This is a genomic window from Herbidospora mongoliensis (assembly GCF_001570545.1).
Lineage (GTDB): Bacteria > Actinomycetota > Actinomycetes > Streptosporangiales > Streptosporangiaceae > Herbidospora > Herbidospora mongoliensis.
This window is the reverse complement of the sequence record NZ_BBXD01000019.1, coordinates 139,595-159,258: the sequence shown is the minus strand read 5'-3', so window position 1 is coordinate 159,258 and position 19,664 is coordinate 139,595. Positions and strand designations below refer to the sequence as shown.

The 19,664-nt window shown below is 69.6% G+C and carries 21 protein-coding genes; 9 read left to right on the top strand and 12 right to left on the bottom strand.

The window, feature by feature from the left end:
* Positions 1 to 25 precede the first annotated feature (25 nt).
* Both AW272_RS28525 and AW272_RS28520 read right to left on the bottom strand, forming a co-directional pair.
* Positions 26 to 1,669, bottom strand: coding sequence for a fumarate hydratase (locus AW272_RS28525; protein WP_066371550.1), 1,644 nt, complete (start codon positions 1,667 to 1,669; stop codon positions 26 to 28).
* 102 nt (positions 1,670 to 1,771) lie between these two features.
* Entirely contained in the window at positions 1,772 to 2,752 is a 981-nt protein-coding gene (locus AW272_RS28520; RefSeq protein WP_157518847.1) for a DMT family transporter, read from the bottom strand.
* A 71-nt stretch (positions 2,753 to 2,823) separates the two neighbouring features.
* Between AW272_RS28520 and pdxR the strand changes: the two genes are divergently transcribed.
* On the top strand, positions 2,824 to 4,170 hold the full coding sequence (gene pdxR, locus AW272_RS41175) for a MocR-like pyridoxine biosynthesis transcription factor PdxR (protein WP_083958760.1): 1,347 nt from the start codon (positions 2,824 to 2,826) through the stop codon (positions 4,168 to 4,170).
* On the opposite strand, the gene AW272_RS28505 is transcribed toward pdxR, so the two are convergent.
* Both AW272_RS28505 and AW272_RS28500 read right to left on the bottom strand, forming a co-directional pair.
* A complete protein-coding gene (locus AW272_RS28505; RefSeq protein ID WP_066371533.1) occupies positions 4,073 to 5,260 on the bottom strand; it encodes an MFS transporter in 1,188 nt (395 codons plus the stop codon). The genes pdxR and AW272_RS28505 overlap by 98 nt on opposite strands.
* Before the next feature lie 102 nt (positions 5,261 to 5,362).
* Positions 5,363 to 5,911: a hypothetical protein gene (locus tag AW272_RS28500; RefSeq protein ID WP_066371532.1), complete on the bottom strand. Its 549-nt coding sequence runs from the start codon at positions 5,909 to 5,911 to the stop codon at positions 5,363 to 5,365.
* Positions 5,912 to 6,350: 439 nt separating this feature from the next.
* Between AW272_RS28500 and AW272_RS28495 the strand changes: the two genes are divergently transcribed.
* Positions 6,351 to 6,974, top strand: coding sequence for a DUF1707 SHOCT-like domain-containing protein (locus AW272_RS28495; RefSeq protein ID WP_245657762.1), 624 nt, complete (start codon positions 6,351 to 6,353; stop codon positions 6,972 to 6,974).
* On the opposite strand, the gene glpX is transcribed toward AW272_RS28495, so the two are convergent.
* Positions 6,971 to 8,023, bottom strand: a complete 1,053-nt coding sequence (gene glpX, locus AW272_RS28490) for a class II fructose-bisphosphatase (RefSeq protein WP_066371529.1) — start codon at positions 8,021 to 8,023, stop codon at positions 6,971 to 6,973. The genes AW272_RS28495 and glpX overlap by 4 nt on opposite strands.
* A gap of 81 nt (positions 8,024 to 8,104) precedes the next feature.
* On the opposite strand from glpX, the gene AW272_RS28485 reads away from it, so the two are divergent.
* Positions 8,105 to 8,698, top strand: coding sequence for a TetR/AcrR family transcriptional regulator (locus AW272_RS28485; RefSeq protein ID WP_066371527.1), 594 nt, complete (start codon positions 8,105 to 8,107; stop codon positions 8,696 to 8,698).
* Between the two features lie 24 nt (positions 8,699 to 8,722).
* A complete protein-coding gene (locus tag AW272_RS28480; protein ID WP_066371948.1) occupies positions 8,723 to 9,256 on the top strand; it encodes a DUF4245 domain-containing protein in 534 nt (177 codons plus the stop codon).
* Here AW272_RS28480 and AW272_RS28475 read toward each other — a convergent pair.
* The 3 genes from AW272_RS28475 to AW272_RS28465 are packed head-to-tail and all read right to left on the bottom strand — an operon-like array spanning position 9,253 to position 11,828.
* Entirely contained in the window at positions 9,253 to 9,483 is a 231-nt protein-coding gene (locus AW272_RS28475) for an exodeoxyribonuclease VII small subunit (protein ID WP_062346801.1), read from the bottom strand. The genes AW272_RS28480 and AW272_RS28475 overlap by 4 nt on opposite strands.
* 10 nt (positions 9,484 to 9,493) lie before the next feature.
* The gene (xseA, locus tag AW272_RS28470; RefSeq protein ID WP_083958758.1) at positions 9,494 to 10,699 is read right to left on the bottom strand and encodes an exodeoxyribonuclease VII large subunit; all 1,206 of its coding nucleotides are present in this window, start codon (positions 10,697 to 10,699) and stop codon (positions 9,494 to 9,496) included.
* A 4-nt stretch (positions 10,700 to 10,703) separates the two neighbouring features.
* Positions 10,704 to 11,828: a DUF8129 domain-containing protein gene (locus tag AW272_RS28465; protein ID WP_157518846.1), complete on the bottom strand. Its 1,125-nt coding sequence runs from the start codon at positions 11,826 to 11,828 to the stop codon at positions 10,704 to 10,706.
* 98 nt (positions 11,829 to 11,926) lie between these two features.
* On the opposite strand from AW272_RS28465, the gene AW272_RS28460 reads away from it, so the two are divergent.
* A complete protein-coding gene (locus AW272_RS28460) occupies positions 11,927 to 12,907 on the top strand; it encodes a 4-hydroxy-3-methylbut-2-enyl diphosphate reductase (protein WP_066371524.1) in 981 nt (326 codons plus the stop codon).
* Between the two features lie 49 nt (positions 12,908 to 12,956).
* Here AW272_RS28460 and AW272_RS28455 read toward each other — a convergent pair whose 3' ends face one another.
* The gene (locus AW272_RS28455) at positions 12,957 to 13,424 is read right to left on the bottom strand and encodes a DUF6542 domain-containing protein (protein WP_066371522.1); all 468 of its coding nucleotides are present in this window, start codon (positions 13,422 to 13,424) and stop codon (positions 12,957 to 12,959) included.
* A complete protein-coding gene (locus AW272_RS28450) occupies positions 13,421 to 14,725 on the bottom strand; it encodes a DNA recombination protein RmuC (RefSeq protein ID WP_083958757.1) in 1,305 nt (434 codons plus the stop codon). The genes AW272_RS28455 and AW272_RS28450 overlap by 4 nt, the downstream gene beginning before the upstream one ends.
* A 131-nt stretch (positions 14,726 to 14,856) precedes the next feature.
* Between AW272_RS28450 and ychF the strand changes: the two genes are divergently transcribed.
* Positions 14,857 to 15,933, top strand: coding sequence for a redox-regulated ATPase YchF (ychF, locus tag AW272_RS28445; protein ID WP_066371521.1), 1,077 nt, complete (start codon positions 14,857 to 14,859; stop codon positions 15,931 to 15,933).
* 102 nt (positions 15,934 to 16,035) lie between these two features.
* Here ychF and AW272_RS28440 read toward each other — a convergent pair whose 3' ends face one another.
* On the bottom strand, positions 16,036 to 16,770 hold the full coding sequence (locus tag AW272_RS28440; protein WP_066371518.1) for an SDR family oxidoreductase: 735 nt from the start codon (positions 16,768 to 16,770) through the stop codon (positions 16,036 to 16,038).
* Between the two features lie 134 nt (positions 16,771 to 16,904).
* Between AW272_RS28440 and AW272_RS28435 the strand changes: the two genes are divergently transcribed.
* Positions 16,905 to 17,351, top strand: a complete 447-nt coding sequence (locus tag AW272_RS28435; protein WP_218011105.1) for a hypothetical protein — start codon at positions 16,905 to 16,907, stop codon at positions 17,349 to 17,351.
* Here the strand turns inward: AW272_RS28435 and AW272_RS28430 are convergent.
* A complete protein-coding gene (locus AW272_RS28430) occupies positions 17,296 to 18,000 on the bottom strand; it encodes a hypothetical protein (protein ID WP_066371516.1) in 705 nt (234 codons plus the stop codon). The two genes, AW272_RS28435 and AW272_RS28430, sit on opposite strands and share 56 nt — an antisense overlap.
* Positions 18,001 to 18,391: 391 nt before the next feature.
* Here AW272_RS28430 and AW272_RS28425 point away from each other — a divergent pair, with 391 nt between their 5' ends.
* Positions 18,392 to 19,318, top strand: a complete 927-nt coding sequence (locus AW272_RS28425; protein WP_245657761.1) for a conjugal transfer protein — start codon at positions 18,392 to 18,394, stop codon at positions 19,316 to 19,318.
* 77 nt (positions 19,319 to 19,395) lie between these two features.
* A complete protein-coding gene (locus tag AW272_RS28420; protein WP_232320587.1) occupies positions 19,396 to 19,659 on the top strand; it encodes a hypothetical protein in 264 nt (87 codons plus the stop codon).
* The last annotated feature ends 5 nt before the right edge of the window (positions 19,660 to 19,664 follow it).

The window sequence follows — 19,664 nt, the reverse complement described above, 5'->3', positions numbered from 1 at the left end:
TGTCGAGAACTTTTGTCAAACTCCGTCAGGTTCTGCGTCCGATGGACAGAATCGGCCCGGTTGTGTCGGTGAAGAAGTCATTGCCCTTGTCGTCCACCACGATGAAGGCCGGGAAATCGACCACGTCGATCTTCCAGACGGCTTCCATGCCGAGTTCCGGATATTCCAGGACTTCGACCTTCTTGATGCAGTCTTGCGCCAGCCGCGCGGCCGGGCCGCCGATGGAGCCGAGGTAGAACCCGCCGTACGTCTTGCAGGCGTCGGTGACCTGCTTGGACCTGTTGCCCTTGGCCAGCATCACCATCGAGCCTCCGGCCGCCTGGAAGCGCTCGACGTAGGAGTCCATGCGGCCCGCGGTCGTCGGGCCGAAGGAGCCCGAGGCGTAGCCCTCGGGGGTCTTCGCGGGCCCGGCGTAGTAGACGGCGTGGTCTTTCAGGTATTGGGGCATCTCGCCGCCGGCGTCGAGGAGCTCGCCGATCTTGGCGTGAGCGATGTCGCGGGCCACGACGAGCGGGCCGGTCAGCGACAGGCGGGTCTTCACCGGATATTTGGCGAGCTCGGCCAGGACCTCGGGCATCGGGCGGCTGAGGTCGATGCTGACGACGTCGCCGCCGAGGTGCTCCTCGGTGGTCTCGGGCAGGAAACGGGCCGGGTCGGTCTCGAGCTGCTCCAGGAAGACGCCCTCGGCGGTGATCTTCGCCAGCGCCTGGCGGTCGGCCGAGCAGGAGACGGCGATGGCGACCGGGCAGGAGGCGCCGTGGCGCGGCAGCCGGATCACGCGGACGTCGTGGCAGAAGTATTTGCCGCCGAACTGGGCGCCGATGCCGAGCTTCTGGGTGAGCTCGAAGACCTTCTGCTCCATCTCCAGGTCGCGGAAGCCGTGGCCCTCGGCCGAGCCCTCGGTCGGCAGGGCGTCGAGGTAGCGGGCGCTGGCGTATTTGGCGGTCTTCAGGGCGAACTCGGCGGAGGTGCCCCCCACGACGACGGCGAGGTGGTAGGGCGGGCAGGCGGCCGTACCGAGAGAGCGGATCTTCTCTTCCAGGAAGGCCAGCATGCGCTTCTCGTTGAGGACCGCCTTGGTCTCCTGGTAGAGGAACGACTTGTTGGCCGACCCGCCGCCCTTGGCCATGAACAGCAGCTTGTAGGCGTCGTCGCCCTCGGCGTAGAGCTCGATCTGGGCGGGCAGGTTGGAGCCGGTGTTCTTCTCCTCCCACATGGTCACGGGGGCCATCTGGGAGTAGCGGAGGTTCAGTTTCGTGTACGCGTCGTAGACGCCCCTGGAGATGTGCTCGGCGTCCTGCCCGTCGGTCAGCACGTGGCGGCCGCGCTTGCCCATCACGATCGCGGTGCCGGTGTCCTGGCACATCGGCAGCACGCCACCGGCCGAGATCGAGGCGTTCTTCAGCAGGTCGAGCGCCACGAACCGGTCGTTCCCGCTCGACTCGGGATCGTCGATGATCTTCCGGAGCTGGGCCAGGTGGGAGGCGCGCAGGTAGTGGGAGATGTCGTGGATCGCGGTCTCGGTCAGCAACCGCAGCGCCTCGGGCTCGACTTCGAGGAACCGCCGCCCGGCCGCCTCGAGGACCCGGACCCCTTCGGAGGTGATCAGCCGGTATTCGGTCTCATCGGCCCCCAGGGGAAGGAGGTCGGTGTAGCTGAACTCGGGCATGGGGTCGAGCCTCCGTTGATCACGCCGGTGTGAGTCTTCCAGCACTTTACGGCAACCGCCCGGGACCCCCGCCCGAAGGTGTAAATAGTGAGAAACTAGACATTAGACACGAACGCGGGAGGAATCATGGCCTTTATCGCGATCGCCTGCATCGGTGTGGTCGTCATCGTCAGCGCCCTGGTCTTCATGCTCATCAAGACCGTCCGGAAGGACATGAAGGACCCGCACCCGCACTGGCCGGTCGGGTAGCAGCCCGACGACGATGCCGCAGACCACGATCGCGGCACCGGCCAGTTCGGCGCCCGACGGCAGGCCCAGCCCGATGACGGTCCCGGTCACGATCGCACCGACCGGGATCACGCCGGCGAACAGTCCGGCGCGGCCGGGCCCCAGCCGGGGCAGGGCGCTGTACCAGAGGAAGAACGCCCCGCACGTCACCACCGTGGCGAGATAGCCGAGCCCGAGGGCCTCGGGCACCGTCGGCATGCGCAGGAACGCGCCGCCGTCGATCACCAGGCCCGTCACCGCCAGCAGCGGTACGGCCAGGGCCGCCGACCAGGCCGTCACCCCGACCGCGCCCAGTTTCGGCAGCAGCGGCAGCGCCAGCAGCGAGAAGCACACCTCACACCCGACCGCGCCCACCGCCCAGAGCAGCGAGTCGACCCCGCCCCCGCCGAACCCGACCGCCAGCAGCGCGCCCGCCACCACGACGGCCGCCGCCACGATCACGCGGGGCTTCGGTCTGCGGGAGGTCATCGCCGCCATGACCAGGGGCACCGTGGCCAGGAACGTCCCCACGAGCGCCGGTCCGGCTCCCCTCGTCGACTCGATCACGCACACGTTGAACAGCACCAGGCCGGTCGCCGCGAGTGCGACCAGCAGCCCGTAATCCTTTACCGTGAGGTGGACCTCCGGTCGGGGGCGGGCCTTCACGATCACGAACATGATCAGTGCGGCGACGGTGTAACGCACCGTTTGCCCGCCGTAGAGGGGATAGTCCTTGATCAGGCCGCTCACCGCGGCGAGAGTGCCCACGAGGAACATCGCCCCCGCCGCCGCTGCCACCGTCGTGCTTTTCCTCATGACGTTGGATGCTATGAATGTAATGGTTCACATAATTAGTCCAATTTCTCCGGTAAAACGAGGACCAATCGTTGGCCGACCTGCATCTCTCCCTCGACCGCCAGGCCGGCGGCCTGGCCCGCCAGGTGGCCGGTGAGCTCCGCGAGGCGGTGCGCACCGGCCGGTTGCCCGCGGGCACCCGGCTCCCGGCCAGCCGTGATCTCGCCCGCGATCTGGCGGTCTCGCGCGGGGTGGTCGTGGAGGCGTACGAGCAACTCGTCGCCGAAGGCTTCCTCGAGTCCCGGATAGGGGCCGGGACGACCGTCGCGGCCGTCACGATCGAGGAACCCGCCTCTCCCGCCGACGCCTCCGGTGACTTCGGCGGGCGGCCGACCTCGCCGGACCTCGGGGCCTTCCCCCGGCAGGCGTGGAGCGCGGCCTACCGGCACGTGCTCGCCACGCTGCCGCACGACGCGTTCGACTACGGCGATCCCGGCGGGGTGCCGGAGCTGCGGGGCGAGCTGGCGGCCTATCTGAAGCGGGTCAGGGCGGCGCGGGCCGAGCCCGAGAACGTCGTGGTGGTGACCGGGGTCGCGCAGGGGTTGTCGCTGGTCGTCCAGGCGCTCGGGCCGTTGCGGCTGGCCACCGAGCTGCCGACGAGCGAGCGGCAGACGCCGCTGCTGCGGCGCGCGGGGGCCGAGCTGGTCGGGGTGCCGGTCGACGACGAGGGGATCGACGTCGCCGAGCTGGCCCGCAGCGGGGCCCGGGCGGTGCTGCTGACTCCGGCGCACCACTATCCGACCGGGGTGGTGCTGTCGCCGCGCCGCCGGGCCGAGCTGATCTCCTGGGCGGCCAAGACCGGGGCGACCATCCTGGAAGACGACTACGACGCCGAGTTCCGGTTCGACCGTGAACCCGTCGGCTGCCTCCAGGGGCTCGCACCCGCCCGGGTGGTGCTGGCCGGAAGCGTCAGCAAGGCTCTCGCGCCGGGGCTGCGGCTGGGGTGGCTGGTCGCGCCCGCCGCGCTCGCCGCCGAGCTGCGCAAGGTCCGGAGCGAGTTCGACCTGGGGTCACCGGTGCTCGACCAGTACACGCTGGCCCATTTCATCGCCACCGGCGCCTACGACCGGCACCTGCGGCGGATGCGGCGCGAATACCGGGCCCGCCGCGACGCCCTGGTGGGCGCGCTGGCCGAGCGGTTCCCCGAGATGAGGGTCCGCGGGATCTCGGCCGGGCTGCACCTGTTCGCCGAACTGCCGCCCGAGTGGGACGCGCGCGACTTCGCCGCTCAGGCCGTCGCGGCCGGTCTGGCTGCCGAGCCGGTCGCCGGTCCCGCTGTGGTCATGGGGTTCGCCCGATGGCCGGGTCATCGGCTCGCGGCAGCCGTACGGGAGATGCGAAGCCCCGGGCCAGCACCACGATCCCGGCGGCCAGGATGAGCGGCGCGACGAAGGCGGCCTGGAACCCGGCGGCGTCGCCGATGCCGCCGACCAGCGCGGCGCCCACGATGAAGCCGACGTAGTTGAACATGTTGACCCGCGCGATGGCCACGCCGGTCCCGGCCGGGTCGAGCCGCCCGGCCGCCGAGAACGACTGCGGCGCGACGACGGAGAGTCCCACACCGGTGAGCGCGAACCCGGCGATCGCCGTCGCCTCACCCGGCGCGACCACGATCAGCAGGAACCCGAGCGCCGCGACCACCCCGCCGACCCGCACGATCGTGGCGGGCCCGAACCGGCTGACGGCGGCGTCCCCGCCGATCCGGACGATGAAGGTCGCCGCCTGGTAGGCCCCCAGCGCCCACGGCGCCAGCCACGCCTCGGCGCCGAGCGCCTGGTCGAAGTAGACCGACCCGAAGTTGGAGACCGACGCGTCGCCGACGTAGAGGAACGCCATGGCGAGGCAGAGCGGCAGGATCGGCCCCCACGGGATCTTGACCGTCGGCGCTTCCGAAACAGACTCGACGTGTTCTTCGGCCGGGCCGCACAGCCACCGGTTGGCGACCAGCGAGATCACGACCGCCGGGACCATCGCGATCGTGAACACCGGGCCCAGGTCGAGCCCGATCCCCGCCGCGTTCGAGGCCCAGGCCGCGCCGATCACGGCCGCCAGGCTCCACAGCGCGTGGAAGCCGGTCATCACCGGCCGGGCGTAGCGCCGCTCGACGGCGGTGCCCTGCATGTTCATCCCGGCGTCGACGCCGCCCAGGCCCAGCCCGAACAGCACCAGCGCCGCCACCAGGAGTGGCACGTTCGCCGCCCACCCGGTGAGCGCGACCGCGACGCAGGCGACCGGCTGGACATAGAGGATCATGAACCGGCTGCCCCACCGGGCCGCCACCTGCCCCGCGAGCACGCTGCCCACGCCGGCGATGACCGGGACGACCAGCAGCAGGAGGGTCAGTTCACCCTCGGTCAGGCCGTGCTTGTGCTGCAGCGCCGCGACCTGGGTGAGCAGAGTGGAGAAGGCCAGCCCCTGCACGAAGAACACCGCGAAGGTGGCGATCCGGGCCTGCCGGTCACGCGGCACGAGAGCCCCCCGAACATGAGCGTGAGACGCGGACGGCCGGAGGCCGGCCGTGGCTCGCGCCAGGAATCTGCCCCAATGAACAGGCTCAGATTTTCGCTCAGGCTAGGGGCGGGCCGGTTCCAGGTCAACAATCTCTCGTACGGTCATCGAGAAGGCAACCAGGATGATCGCCGCCGAGATCGGCAGCAGGTCGAGATTGATTACCGGGAGCAGGCTCGCCACCAGCACGGCCACCGGGATCCAGTAGGGAACCAGGCGCTTGATCGCGAGGTGGGTCAGCATGGCGAACAGGGCGACGTAGAAGAGCGGCGGACCCGCGATCTGCACGACCACCTCCAGCCCCGGCACGTCGTAGACCTGGCCGAACAGGTCACTCATCTCCGTGCGGTCGGCGGACATGAACCCGACCACGAGGTCGATGAGGAACTGCGCGGCGAACGCGGCCAGGCCGAGGAAACCGAGGACCGTGAAGCCGGTGTGGGTGTGCCGGTCGAGATGGAGCAGTACGACGGCGTAGAGGCCGAGGGCGACCAGGAAGGCGAGATGGCCCGTGGTCCAAGCCAGACCGGGGCCGTGCTCGCTCAGGAGACGGATGGCTCCGTAGGCGAAGGTGAGGAGTGGCGCGCCGATGAAGGCGATGCGCGGATTCATAGGTTCAGCGTCGCGTTCATAACCTTTGCCGGAATCGCCCGGAAAGCTGAACCGGTTCTCCTTCCTGCGCACGAGACCCCCGAGAGGGGAGTCGGGGATGACCCTGGGCCCCTGCCGGCGGAATGTGAGACTTCCGAGGTGCTTGAGGAAGCGCATGTACTGAAATTTCTGTACAGGCGGGGCTGGTAGAAGTCGGAATGCCGAACGTGGACCTCGTTATGGCGGGTGACCGGCGCGGCCGGTTGGCGCCGGTACGGCGCGGGCCGGGGCGATGGGCGGTGCCGACCAGGCGGAGCCGTAACGGAAAAGGCTTGTCGGCTGCGTTTTTGAAGGGGGGAAGTCGCCGTCTTCGAACGGAAAAGGGGTGAGGGAACCCGGAGTCATGGATCCGGGTCTCTCCCGGGTGGGAAATCGGCGCTCACCCCGTAATCTTCGAAGGGTGAGTAACGACTTCCGTGAGTGGATCGCCGCCCTGGTCACCCCCAGGGAGGGTTCCTCCGGTCCACGGCCCGAGGAGTTGCGTGCCTCCGACGCCGATCGTGAGCGGGTCATCTCCGTGCTCACCGACGCCATGGCCGACGGGCGGCTGTCCCGCCTCGAACACGAGGAGCGGATCGACGCCGCCTACAAAGCCCGGACCCTCGGCGACCTGATCGGGCTCACCCGGGATCTGCTGCCGCCCGACCAGCAGCCGATCGCCCTGCACAGCAGGCCCGTCGCGGCCGTGTTCCGGAACGAGTCGCGGGGCGGCCGCTGGGTGGTGCCGTCGACCGTGCCGGTCAGCTCGATCGGGGGCAAGGTCGATCTCGATCTGCGCGACGCGCTGCTGCAGTCGCGCCGGATCGTGGTGCAGCTCGCCGTGGTGGCCGGGACGGTCAACATGACCGTTCCCGAGGGTGTACGCGTCGTCGTCGCCCCCGGCGCCCGGGTCACCCAGTTCAAGGACCACACGCGACCACCCGCCGACCCCGACTGCCCGGTCATCGAACTGGCCGGATACGTCTGGGGCGGGCGCGTGATCGCCAAGTCCCCCAAGCCGCCCAAGAAGGGCTGGCGGCGTTAGAGAGCGGTGTCGAAGTTGATGGCGCTGTAGGCGCCCAGCTTCCAGAGCTGGTGTTCGCTCTCGATCCGCCGGATCGTGCCCGACCGGCCGCGCATGACCAGGGAGTGGGTGTGCGCCACGCCGCCCCGGGTGTGCCGGCCGCCCTGGTAGCGGACACCGTTCATCAGTTCGCCGTCGGTCACGCCGGTGGCGGCGAAGAACACGTCGTCGGAGCTCACCAGGTCGTTGGTGTGGAGCACCCGGTCGAGGTCGAGGCCGGCGTCGAGGGCCCGGCGGCGCTCGGCGTCGTCCTGGGGCCACAGCTTGCCCTGGATGGTGCCGCCCAGGCACTTCATCGCGCAGGCCGCGACGGTGCCCTCGGGGGTGCCGCCGATGCCCAGCATCAGGTCGACGCCGGTGCCCGGCTGGGCCGCCATGATCGCGCCCGCGACGTCGCCGTCGGTGATGAACTTGATCCGGGCGCCGGTCTCCCGGACCTCCTGCACCATCTTCTCGTGGCGGGTCCGGTCGAGGATGACCACGGTCACGTCGGAGGCCTTGCCGCCCTTCGCCTTGGCCACCGCGGCCACGTTGTGGGCCACCGGCGCCTCGATGTCGACGACGTCCGCCGCCTCGGCGCCCGTGACGAGCTTCTCCATGTAGAAGACGGCGCTGGAGTCGTACATGGAACCCCGGGGGCTCACCGCGATCACCGAGATGGCGTTGTTCATGCCCAGGGCGCACAGGCGCGTGCCGTCGATCGGGTCGACCGCGACGTCGCACTGCGGACCGCTGCCGTCGCCGACCTCCTCGCCGTTGAAGAGCATCGGGGCCTGGTCCTTCTCGCCCTCACCGATCACCACCACGCCGCGCATCGACACCGTGTTGATCAACTGGCGCATGGCGCTGACGGCGGCCCCGTCGGCGCCGTTCTTGTCGCCCCGGCCGACCCAGCGGGCGCTGGCCATCGCCGCCGCCTCCGTCACCCGGACCAGCTCAAGGGCCAGGTTGCGGTCAGGGGCACGGTGCTCGGTCGCAAGAGGTGGGGGCACGGACTGATCTGAGTTCATGACACAGCCTTACCCGGTATCGCCGGTTGATTCTGCGTGAGTCGTGCCACACCGCCCGGCTCCATCGATAATCTCGCCTGCATGAGCGGCGACAGCACAAAGGAGACCGTCCGGGGCACCTCGGAGCGTGGCGCGGCGACCCGGGTGGCCCTCCTCGACGCCGCCCGCGACGTCTTCATCACACAGGGGTTCGCCGAAGCTGGGGTCACCGAGGTGGTCCAGCGGGCCGGGGCCAGCGTCGGCAGCCTCTACCACCACTTCTCGGGCAAGGCCGACCTCTACCGGGCGCTGTTCGAGGAGTTCCAGGACCGGCAGGGGCAGCGCACCAAGACCGCCGTCCAGGAGGTCCGCTCCCAGGGGGAGACGGAGCCGATGAAGCTGTTCCTGGCCGGGGCGCGGGCCTACCTCGACGGATGCGTCCAGGAACGCGACCTGGCGGCGCTGTTCCTGCGCGGCGACGGGCCGCCCGGGTTCGAGGTCGTCATCCGCGAACGGCTGCGCACCTGGGCCCGCCGCAACGCCTCACTCTTCGAGCACGAAGACGCGCTGGTGGTGGTGATCACGGGGGCGCTGGCGGCGGTCGTCCAGGAACTGACCCTGTCGGCCGACCTCGACGCGGCCCGGCTGATGGCCGATCAGGCCATCGACATCATCGGCCGGATCAGGAACCCCTGACCGGAGCCGGTAGTCTCGTTGACCGTGCGCAAGTTCACCCAAGGTCTCTACGGCTACGCCTTCGCGCTGCTCGTCTGCTTCGCCGGCGTGGGGCTGTTCCTGCTGGTCACGCCGCAGAGCCGGACCGAGCACATCCCGCGCATCGAGTTCGCCTACGATGCCAAGGTCGCCGCCCGCGTGGCCGGCGAGGCCGGGTTCTCCGTCGAGGTGCCCGAGCCGGTCCAGCCCAACTGGATCCCGACCAGCTCGAACCTCACCAACACCAAGGGTGTGGTGACCTGGCGCCTGGGCTTCGCCACCGGCAAGCGCATGCACGCCATGCTGGCCCAGAGCAACGAACAGCCCCTGGCCGGCTTCGCCAACCGCATGGCCAACACCGAGACCTCGGCCGGCACCGAAGTGATCAACGGCACGACCTGGGAGAAGCGCTTCCGGGAAGACAAGAACCAGAGATCTCTCGTACGCGTCCTCGACGGCCACACGGTCATCGTGACCGGCTCGGCCGACTGGCCGGAGCTCAGCGCCCTCGCGGCCAGCCTGGTCGAGCGGAAGGTCTAGAACGGCGCCTCGTCGGAAGCGGGTTCGGGGCGGCGTTCGGCCATGGCGGCGGCCAGTTTGACCCGGGCGCCCTGGAGCCAGCTCTCGCAGATCGCGGCCAGTTTCTCGCCGCGTTCCCACAGTTCGATCGACTGCTCCAGGGTCAGGCCGCCCGCTTCCAGGCGGCGCACCACCTCGGTCAGCTCCTCGCGCGCCTTCTCGTAGGACGGCGTCTTCTCGTCAGCCACGCTGCCCACCCTAGAGGCCGGTGACCTCGACCCCGACCCGATTGTCGGGGAACCTGACGGTGAGCTCCTCGCCTTCGGAGAGATCGGCGGCCTTCCTGACCACCTCACCCGAAGGCTTCTGCACGATCGCGTAGCCGCGTTCGAGCGTGGCTGCAGGGGACAGCGCCACGAGCTGGGCCCGCAGGTGCTCCAGCCCGTCTGAGCTGCGGTGCAGCGAGTGGTCGAGCACCCGCCTGGCGCGGTCTCTCAGCTGGTCGACCTGCTCGGCGCGGCGTTCGATCTCGCGTACGGGATCGGCCAGCGACGGCCGTGACCGCACCGAGTGCACCCAGGCGAGCTCGCGCTCCAGCCACCCCCCGACGACCCGCCGCCCCCGATCGCGCAGCTGGTGCACGAGGGCGAGCTGCTCGCCCACATCCGGCACGACCTTCTTGGCCGCGTCGGTGGGGGTGGACGCCCGCAGGTCGGCCACCAGGTCGAGCAGCGGCGAGTCCTGCTCGTGCCCGATCGCGCTGACCACGGGGGTGCGGCACGCCGCGACCGCCCGGACCAGCGACTCGTCGGAGAAGGGCAGCAGGTCCTCCAGCGACCCGCCGCCCCGCGCGATGATGATCACGTCGACCTCGCGGTCGGCGTCGAGCCGGTGCAGCGCGTCGGTCACCTCCGCGACCGCCAGCCCGCCCTGCACCGCGACCTGCTCGACCTTGAAGCGGACCGCGGGCCAGCGCCTGCGGGCGTTCTCCAGCACGTCGCGTTCGGCCGCCGAGTCGCGCCCGCAGATCAGCCCGACGGTCCCCGGCAGGAACGGCAACCGCCGCTTGCGGTCGTTGTTGAACACGCCCTCGGCGGCCAGCACCTGCCGCAACCGCTCCAGCCGGGCCAGCAGCTCACCGACCCCGACGGGCCGGATCTCCAGGGCGGTGAACGCGAACGACCCCCGGTTGACCCAGAAGTCGGCCTTGACGTGCACCACCACCCGCGCGCCGTCGACCGGGCGCGGGAGGCTCGACTCGTAGACGTTCCTGGCGCACGTCACCCGGGCCGACACGTTGGCCACCGGGTCTCGCAGCGTCATGAACACCGTGCCGCCCCGGGCGGTCAGCTCGGTGATCTGGCCTTCGATCCAGACCGTGCCGAGCTTCCCGATCCACTGGGCGACCATCTGCAGCACGGACCTGACGGGCAGGGGTGCTTCGGGGGAGGTCTTCGCGCTCACCTGCTCAGCTTTCCAGCTTGGCCAGCCGGTTCTCGAACATTCGGATGACTTCGGCGCGCGCCGTGCTCGCCTTCTCGTAGTCGATCCAGTTCTGGATCTCCTCCTTCGACCGGCCGCGCATCCGCGCCCGGAGGGAGGCGAAGGTGAGGTCGGCGTAGCCGGGGATGGGCTCGGCGGGCAGGTCCCTGGCGGGGGCCTCCTCGACGTGACCGGCGGGGATCTCCTGAACGGCCTCGTCGGTGACGGGGACGCCGGGGGTCTTCCTGGCGGGCTTGGGGGTCGGCGGGATCTTCGACGGAACGGCGGGCTCGCTGGCCAGCGTGGGATCCGACGAGGGCTCGGTGGTGTTCTGGCCCTGGGGCTCGGCGGCCTTCTCGGCCTCCGCGACGCTGGGGGCGGGCTTGTCCTCCTGCTCGGCCTTGGCGCTCTCGGCGGCCTCGGGGGTGGCGTCGGGGTCGGTGGCGGGGTGGGTGGCGGTCTCGGCGACCTCGTCCTCTGCGGAACCCTTCGAGGCTGGCGAGGCGCTGTCGTCGGCCGAGGTCCGCGCGTCGGCGGCGGGCTCGACAGGGGTGGATTCGACAGGGGCGGGTTCGACCGGGTCGGTGGCCCGGTGGGTGGGCGTGGCGGTGTCGGTCACGTTCTCCTCCGCGCGGTTCGCGGGGAGGTCGGTCTCGTTCTCATCCTTGGCCGTTGCCCCGGTGGCGGTCGCCGAACCGTTCGCGTCAGCCGTCGCGCCGGTCACGGGTTCCTTCGTGCCGGAGGCGACCAGGCGGTCGCCCTTGGGGCCGCCGGCGCCGGGCTGGAAGATGACCGGTTCGGGCTTGTCGGCCTTGGGACGGGGAGCGAAGATGACCGGCTCGCGGCGGGGCCGATCTTCTCCCTCGACCACGATGTCTGAGACGGATTTCACACCGGGGCGGGACGAATCCTCGACGGGCTCGCCCGAGGAACCACCGCCGGCGCGCTTCAGGGTGGTGCGGACGCGGTCGCCCAGAAGGAGGGCCTGCCCCACACCACTGAGCGCACCTTGGAGCGCCAGCATGGGGAGGTCTTTCACCTTCTGTGCTATTTCGTCACGGTTGTTATACGCCTCGCGAATGGGTTTGGTGATCGTTCGCAAGAGGGACATGGGCAGCTCCCAGGAGATATTTCGTTGATGTCGCAGTCTGGCAAGACTGTCGCGGGTGGAGGTCAAGCCACTGCAGACCATCCACGTAGCATGAGACCATGACGTCACAGACCCCCGCGACCATTACAGATCGCCGTCGTGTCCTGGTGGCGAAGCCGCGCGGCTACTGCGCCGGCGTCGACCGGGCCGTGGAGGCGGTGGAGCGGGCACTGGCGCAGTACGGCGCGCCGATCTACGTGCGCAAGCAGATCGTCCACAACACGTTCGTCGTCAAGACCCTCGAAGAGCGCGGTGCGATCTTCGTCGACCAGACCGAAGAAGTCCCCGAGGGCGCGATCGTCGTGTTCTCGGCCCACGGCGTCTCGCCGGCCGTCCACCAGGAGGCCGCGCAGCGCAACCTGAAGACCGTCGACGCCACCTGCCCCCTCGTCACCAAGGTCCACAACGAGGCCAAACGCTTCGCCGCCCAGGACTACGACATCCTCCTGATCGGCCACGAGGGCCACGAAGAGGTCGAGGGCACCGCCGGTGAGGCGCCCGACCACGTCCGCCTGGTCGACGGCCTCGAAGGCGTCGAGAAGGTGGAGGTGCGCGACCCGTCGAAGGTCGTGTGGCTGTCCCAGACGACCCTCTCGGTCGACGAGACCACCGAGACGGTCAACCGGCTCAAGAACAAGTTCCCCGGCCTGATCGACCCGCCGAGCGACGACATCTGTTACGCCACGTCCAACCGGCAGACGGCGGTGAAGGAGATCGCCGCCCTGGCCGAGCTCGTGATCGTGGTGGGCTCGGAGAACTCGTCCAACTCCAAGAGGTTGGTCGAGGTGGCCCTCGACTACGGCGCCGACGCCTCCTACCTCGTCGACGACGCCTCGTTCATGGATCCCGCCTGGCTCGACGGGGTCACCACCGTCGGCGTGACGAGCGGCGCGTCGGTGCCGGAGATCCTGGTCGAGGGCGTGCTGGCCAAGCTCGCCGCCGCCGGGTTCGGCGACGTGGAGGAGATCGAGTCGGTCAAGGAGCACATGCGCTTCGCCCTGCCCCACGAACTCCGCAAGGACCTTCGCCCGAAGGCCTGACACTGACACGAGGCCCACCCTGTCCGAATTTTCGGGCGGGTGGGCTTTCTCAAGCCTGGGGGCGCTCTTCCTGCGCGGTCCCGTACACCTTCGGCTCGAAATAGCCTTCGGGTTCGGCGTCGAACTCCTTGCTCTTGCGCGGGGCCGGGACCCGGTTGCGCATGTCCTCGCGGGTGGCCTTCACGCTCTGGGGCAGGCCCCGATACCAGGCCAGGCCCAACGCCAGCGCGCTGCCGGCGAACAGCCACGGCGCGGCGGCCGACAGGGTCGTGAACATGCCCAGGCCCAGCGACTGCAGGGCCGAGTCGGCGCCCAGCGCGCTCAGGGTCTCCACGATGAAAGCCGACACGAAGAAGACCAGTGGCGGGGAGACGACCAGCGTCAGCAGGTCGCGCGGGTTCACCAGCCAGATCGCCGCCAGCACCCCCACGACGAACACCGGCCCGGCGAGGATGAACTGGCCGAGCAGGCAGACGAAGAACAGCAGCGTGATGGCGCCGCGTGCGGTCACCTTCATCTCTCCGGCCCCCCTCCTTGGTGGCTCAAACTACCGTCGAATCCGGGGTCGTCCCCGACGAGCTCGGGCATCGACAGCGGGCGTGGCGACTCCTCCACCAGCTGTGGAGCCGGCAGAGGCGTGTCGACCAGACCGAGGTCGGTCATCCTTCTGGCGCTCACCAGCACGCGGCTCTCGAGAGAGCCGACCGTCCTGTTGTACGCCGTCACGGCCCGCGACAATGATCTTCCCAGGCCGTCGACCTGTCGGCCGAGAACGCCGAGCCGGTCGTACAACTCCTTGCCGAGGTCGAACACGGCCTTGGCGTTCTCACTGAGCGCCGCCTGCTGCCAGGCGTAGCTGGCCGTGCGCAACATGGTGATCAACGTGGTGGGGGTGGCGATGTGGACCCGCCGGTTCATCGCGTATTCGAGCAGTGCGGGGTCGCGCTCCAGCGCGGGCCCCAGGAACGCCTCGCCGGGGATGAACAGCACCATGAACTCGGGCGAGGGGCCGAACGCCTGCCAGTAGGTCTTGGCCGCCAGCCGGTCGACATGTTCCCGCAGATGGCGGGCGTGCGCGTCTAACCGGGCCCCTATCAGGTCGGGGTCACCGGCCTCGGAGGCCTCCAGATAGGCCGCCAGCGACACCTTCGAGTCGACGACGATGTTCTTGCCGCCGCTCAGCCTGACGATCATGTCGGGCCGGACCGGGCCGTCGGGGGTCGCCGCGGTGACCTGCTCGTCGAAGTCGCAGAACCGGGCCATGCCGGCGATCTCGGCGACCCGCCGCAGCTGCATCTCACCCCACCGGCCCCGGGCCTCGGGCCGCTGCAGCGCGCGGACCAGCGCGGTCGTCTGGCTCCTGAGCTGCTCGGAGCTGTGCCGGACGAACTCCATCTGCTGGGTGAGCTCCGCGCGGGCCACGCGGGCGCCCGATTCACTCTCGCGGAGCTGGTCTTCGACCTTGGACAGGGTTTCGCGGAGCGGGGTGACGAGGTTCTCCACGGCTTCGCGCCGCAGGTCGAGATCGCCCGCCGCCTCCGCGCGGGTGGTGTTCAGGCGGTTCTCGGCGAGTTCGAGGAAGCGCAGGTTGTTGACGTCGAGGGCGCGGGCCGACAGAGCCTGGAAGCGTTCGGCGAGTTGCTCCTCGACGTACACCACCTTGGCTTCGGCCGCCCGGGCGCGCGCTTCGGCGTCGGCGAGCTTGACGGCGGCCTCGGCGTTCGCGCCCGCCGACCGGGCGCGCCCGATGACGAACCCGATGGCGAGCCCGGCCGCCAGGCCCACCAGCAATTGGAGAGCGAGAGCCAGGACATCCACGTCCAGGATGATCCCAGGCTTTTCCGTGCGGTAGAGGGAGGCTCGCCCTCCGCATACCCCGCCACGACCCAGAGTTTGCCTGCGAGCGGGTTTGGCGAGCGGCGTACCGGATTCCAATAGACTCGAATTCCGTGAGCCTGAGCATCGGGATCGTCGGCCTCCCCAACGTCGGCAAGAGCACCCTCTTCAACGCGCTGACCAAGAGCGCCAACGCACTCGCGGCCAACTATCCGTTCGCCACGATCGAGCCCAACGTCGGCATCGTGGGCGTGCCCGACGACCGGCTCGCCAAGCTCGCGAAGATCTACGACTCGGCGAAGATCCTGCCCGCCAAGGTCGAGTTCGTCGACATCGCCGGGCTGGTCAAGGGCGCGTCCGAAGGCCAGGGCCGGGGCAACCAGTTCCTCGCCAACATCCGTGAGACCGACGCGATCTGCCAGGTCATCCGGGTGTTCAACGACCCCGACGTGACCCACGTCGACGGCGGCGTCGAGCCCGGCCGCGACATCGAGACGATCAACACCGAGCTGATCCTCGCCGACATGCAGACCATCGAGAAGGCGATCCCGCGTCTCCAGAAGGAGTCCCGCACCCAGAAGGACCGCAAGGCCGTCCTCGACGCCGCCGAGGCCGCTTTCAAGATCCTCGACCAGGGCACGACGCTCTACGCGTCCGGCTTCGACCTGACCGACCTGCGCGAGCTCCACCTGCTGACGGCCAAGCCGTTCCTCTACGTCTTCAACCTCGACGCCGACGAACTCATCGACGACGACCTCCGCGCCCGCCTGTCGGCCATCGTGGCCCCCGCGGAAGCGGTCTTCCTCGACGCGAAGATCGAGTCGGAGCTGGTCGAGCTGTCCGACGAGGAGGCCCTGGAACTGCTCCAGTCGGTCGGCCAGGCCGAGTCGGGCCTGGCCCAGCTCGCGCGCGTGGGCTTCGAGACCCTCGGCCTGCAGACCTACCTGACGGCCGGCCCGAAGGAGACCAGGGCCTGGACCATCAAGAAGGGCGCCACGGCCCCCGAGGCGGCCGGTGTCATCCACACCGACTTCCAGCGCGGCTTCATCAAGGCCGAGGTGATCTCGTTCGCCGACCTGACGGAGGTCGGCTCGGTCGCCGCCGCCCGTTCGGTCGGCAAGGCCCGCATCGAGGGCAAGGAATACGTGATGCGCGACGGCGACGTGGTGGAATTCCGGTTCAACGTCTGATTCATCGGCGCGGGTCGCGTCGTTCTGTATTTCTTTTTCCGTTACGCCTTCGGAGTGGCCGGCCGGAATCCGGAGCAGAAGTCACGCTCCTCCGGCCGGTTCTCAGAAGTGCCGCTCCTTGAGCCAGTCGGCGAAGGTCTGGGTGCCGCGTGGTCCCGGGCCGGTCGGCAGCGGGCCGCCGCTGCTCATTCCGCCGGGGAAGTACACCGGCAGGACGGGACGCTTCCTGGCGCCCCCTGCGGCCATGAGGCGGCGGGCCATGTCGGCCAGCGACTCCAGCTGCGGGCCGGCCAGTTCGGGGGCCATCCGGCCCGGTCCTCCGAGCGCGAGGCCGACGAGGTGGTCGGCCACCTCGCGCGCGGCGACGGGCTGCCCCTGTCCGGAGGGCAGCAGCGCGATCGGGCCGGGCACACCGCTCAGGAACTGGCCCGCGAACTCGTGGAACTGGGTGGCCCGCAGGATCGTCCACGGCACCGCACCCGCCCGGACGATCTCCTCCTGCCGCAGCTTGCCCGTGTAGTAGCCGAGCCTGACCCGGTCGATTCCCACGATCGACAGCGTCACCAGGTGCCGCACCCCGGCCCGCCGCGCCGCCTCGCTGAGGTTGCGCCCGGCCCTGTCGAAGAAGCCGACCGCCACCGACCTGCTGGTCGTGGTGACATTGCTGACGTCGACGACGATCTCGGCCCCGGTCAGCGCGGCGTCCAGGCCCGACCCGCTCAGCAGGTCGACGCCCCGCCCGCGTGACAGCACCACGGGCTCGTGCCCGCGGGCCCGCAGTGTGTCCACCACGTGCCGCCCGACCACCCCGGTACCACCGGCGACTGCGATCTTCATGTCTGCTCCCGTCCGTTTCGGCGTCGTACAGGAGGATGACTGTGGGGACGGGCACGTTCGTGACATGACTTCCGCGTGATCAGGGTCACATCGGCGCATGTCACGAAGCGCGCCGCGCCGTCTGTCATCTGTGCGTGAATCCCATGAAGAAGTGGTTGCGCGGCGGGCTCATCGCCCTGGCCGCACTGCAGACGGTCGTCTCGGTCTGGCAGTACGTCTTTCCCCGGTCCTTCTACGACGACTTCCCGACGGTGAGCCTCGATCCGCCGTACAACGAGCACCTGCTCTCCGACGTCGGCGGGCTCGGGCTCGCGCTGACCGCCATGCTCTTCTACGCCGCCTGGGTGATGGAGGGCAGGGTCGTCCTGTCGGCCCTGACCGGCTATCTCGTCTACGCGGCCACGCACTTCCTCTTCCACGTCCGGCACTTCGGCCACTTCTCGCTGCGCGACGCCGTCGGGGTGGGGACGGGGCTCGGCATCGAGGTGGTGCTCGCCCTCGTGCTCCTGTACGTCGCCTGGCGCCTCACGCCGGGTCGGGGGAACGGCGGGCGGGGTCCCGCCGTACCGTCCGGGCGATGACGAACAGGGCGAACAGGGCGGCGGCCGTCCACACGACCGCCTGGCCGATGTCCTGGACGACCTCGTTGCGACCGGGCGGCAGCACGGCCATCTGCACCGCCGCACCCGCCGGCAGGGTCAGCTTCGCCAGCAGACCGGCCACTCCCGGCAGGTGGACGCAGGCGCCCACGACCCCCAGCGGCGCCCCGAAGACCACGGCGGCGATCCACCAGATGGAGGGCTCGGAGTGGATCCAGTCCGACAGCGGCGCGCCGCTGCGCGCGGTGTCGACGAGCGCGTAGGCCGCGGTGGCGGCGAGCAGCGCGACCGGCCCCACGACGGCGCCCCAGATGATGTCCGCACGAGGCGGCGGCCACGAGCGGCCGGACGGCTTCCCCCGCGGACGCGAACCGGCCGCCGCCGCGTCGGTCGGGAACGGGCTTCCCGGTGTTCCCCGAGTCAGCAGCCAGCCGGCGGTGATGGCCAGTCCGGCCCAGGCCCAGCCCGAGTCGAGGATGACGGCCATGATCTCGGGGACCGACCAGCCGCTGGTGGTGTACTCCCGGCTGCCCAGGTCGGCCGACTCGGCGGAAAGGGCGTTGGCCAGCGACGTCAGCGCGCCGAACCCCGCCCCCAGCGTGAGGGCGACCACTAAGATGATCACAGGCATGGTCGGGTTCTACTACAAGTGCAAGACGCCGGACTGAGTGTCAGAGCCGTTTGGTTACCTCTGGATGGCTCGCGGGTTACATTTTGCCGTAGTGGCCTGCGAAGACATCGTTATGTAGTCATCCATGCCGGTTCGGACACTCTCGGTGTCATGCACACTCGGTTTGGCCGGTTAGGGCGATGCCCGCAGCATGGGCGTGGCTTTCCTGGAACAATTGGCGGGAACGCTAAGGTGATTACTTCAACATGGATAACCGGATCGAGAGTAAGACGACACCGCGCCAGCCGGGGGGATCGGCGCGAGCGGAGGCGTGATGGCTCGCAGGTCAACCGTCCAGCAGGATCCTCGGATCGCTGGCGACCCAGAGTCATACCCTCCTACGGATCCGCCGTTGCCTGAACGGGAGCCGATGCGGCGCAGGGGCTGGAGTGGCGGCGGGGGCCGCTGGCTCGTCTGGACCGGCCGGGCCGTACTTTGGGCACTCATCGTGGTGATCCTCGTCAACGGGATCCGGGCGCCGTTCGAGCGTTTCACGTCCAATCAGGGCGCCACCGGCGCGCCGTCCACACCCGCTGATTCCGGATTCCCGGTGCAGCAGGGAGCGGCGTTCGCGAATCAGTTCGCCGCCGTTTATCTGAATTTCGACGGAACGAATCCGGATCAGCGTGACATCCGGCTGACCGACTTTCTCGCCGACGGGGCGGAAAGGCGATTCGGCTGGAATGGATTCGGCCGCTTCGCCGCCGGCGCCATTCAATTCCAGGCCATCGAGGTCACCGACGCGAACAACGCGCGGGTGACGGTGAGTTTCCAGTCGGGCGCGCGCCGCTGGCTGCTGTCGGTGCCGATCTACCAGGCCGACGGCCGGTTCGTCGTGTCCGGCCTGCCCGCGTTGCTGCCGTCCGGGGGAGCCGCCGGGCTGCCCGCCATCGCCGGTCCCGACCGCGACGCGGGCCTCGAAGACCAGCTGCGCCAGACGCTCGAAGGGTTCTTCCGGGCCTACGCCTCCGGCAACTCCGCCGAACTGAAGCTCTACGCGGCCGACGGCGCCACGATCGAGGGCCTCGGCGGCCAGTTCACCCTGGCCCAGCTCACCAGCGTGGTCGCGCCGCTCGGCGGCGAGACCGCCCGCGAGATCACCGTGACGGTCACCTGGTCGATCGCGGCGGGCGAGGCCGCCGCGGCGCCGACCGCCGACCCAGCCGATCCGGCCGCGCAGCCCGCGCTGCTGGAGCAGGCCTACCAGCTCAGCCTGGAGAAGCAGGGCGAGAAATGGCTCGTCGCGCGGGTCCAGGGCGCGAGCCGGTCCGTGGGGTAGCGCATGAACGACCACGACGTCGCTGATCCACACCCCCGGGAGGGCGAGAATTGATTCTCCAAACGATTGTCGAGACCGTGACCGCACTCGCACCGTCCCCCGCGCCAGGGACGGGCACCGGGCTCAACACCGAAGGACTGGCCGAGTTCCTGCGCCGGTTCTTCGCGCCGCTGTTCCTGGTGATCGTGTCGGTCGTGGCGTTGTTCTTCCTCTTCACCAGGGAGATCACGCGGTTCGTCCAGTTCATCATCCTGGCGATCGCGATCGGTGTGATCTTCTATGTGCCGAACATCATCGAGGTGACGGCTAAGGCCATCGCGGGGGCGCTCGGCATCCAGTGACCTTT

Bases quoted from the DNA above. Each gene is read 5' to 3' on its own strand.
- AW272_RS28525 (WP_066371550.1), bottom strand. From the start codon at position 1,669: ATGCCCGAGTTCAGCTACACCGACCTCCTTCCCCTGGGGGCCGATGAG.
- AW272_RS28520 (WP_157518847.1), bottom strand. From the start codon at position 2,752: ATGAGGAAAAGCACGACGGTGGCAGCGGCGGCGGGGGCGATGTTCCTC.
- AW272_RS28500 (WP_066371532.1), bottom strand. From the start codon at position 5,911: ATGAATCCGCGCATCGCCTTCATCGGCGCGCCACTCCTCACCTTCGCC.
- glpX (WP_066371529.1), bottom strand. From the start codon at position 8,023: ATGAACTCAGATCAGTCCGTGCCCCCACCTCTTGCGACCGAGCACCGT.
- AW272_RS28485 (WP_066371527.1), top strand. From the start codon at position 8,105: ATGAGCGGCGACAGCACAAAGGAGACCGTCCGGGGCACCTCGGAGCGT.
- AW272_RS28465 (WP_157518846.1), bottom strand. From the start codon at position 11,828: ATGTCCCTCTTGCGAACGATCACCAAACCCATTCGCGAGGCGTATAAC.
- AW272_RS28460 (WP_066371524.1), top strand. From the start codon at position 11,927: ATGACGTCACAGACCCCCGCGACCATTACAGATCGCCGTCGTGTCCTG.
- AW272_RS28455 (WP_066371522.1), bottom strand. From the start codon at position 13,424: ATGAAGGTGACCGCACGCGGCGCCATCACGCTGCTGTTCTTCGTCTGC.
- AW272_RS28440 (WP_066371518.1), bottom strand. From the start codon at position 16,770: ATGAAGATCGCAGTCGCCGGTGGTACCGGGGTGGTCGGGCGGCACGTG.
- AW272_RS28430 (WP_066371516.1), bottom strand. From the start codon at position 18,000: ATGCCTGTGATCATCTTAGTGGTCGCCCTCACGCTGGGGGCGGGGTTC.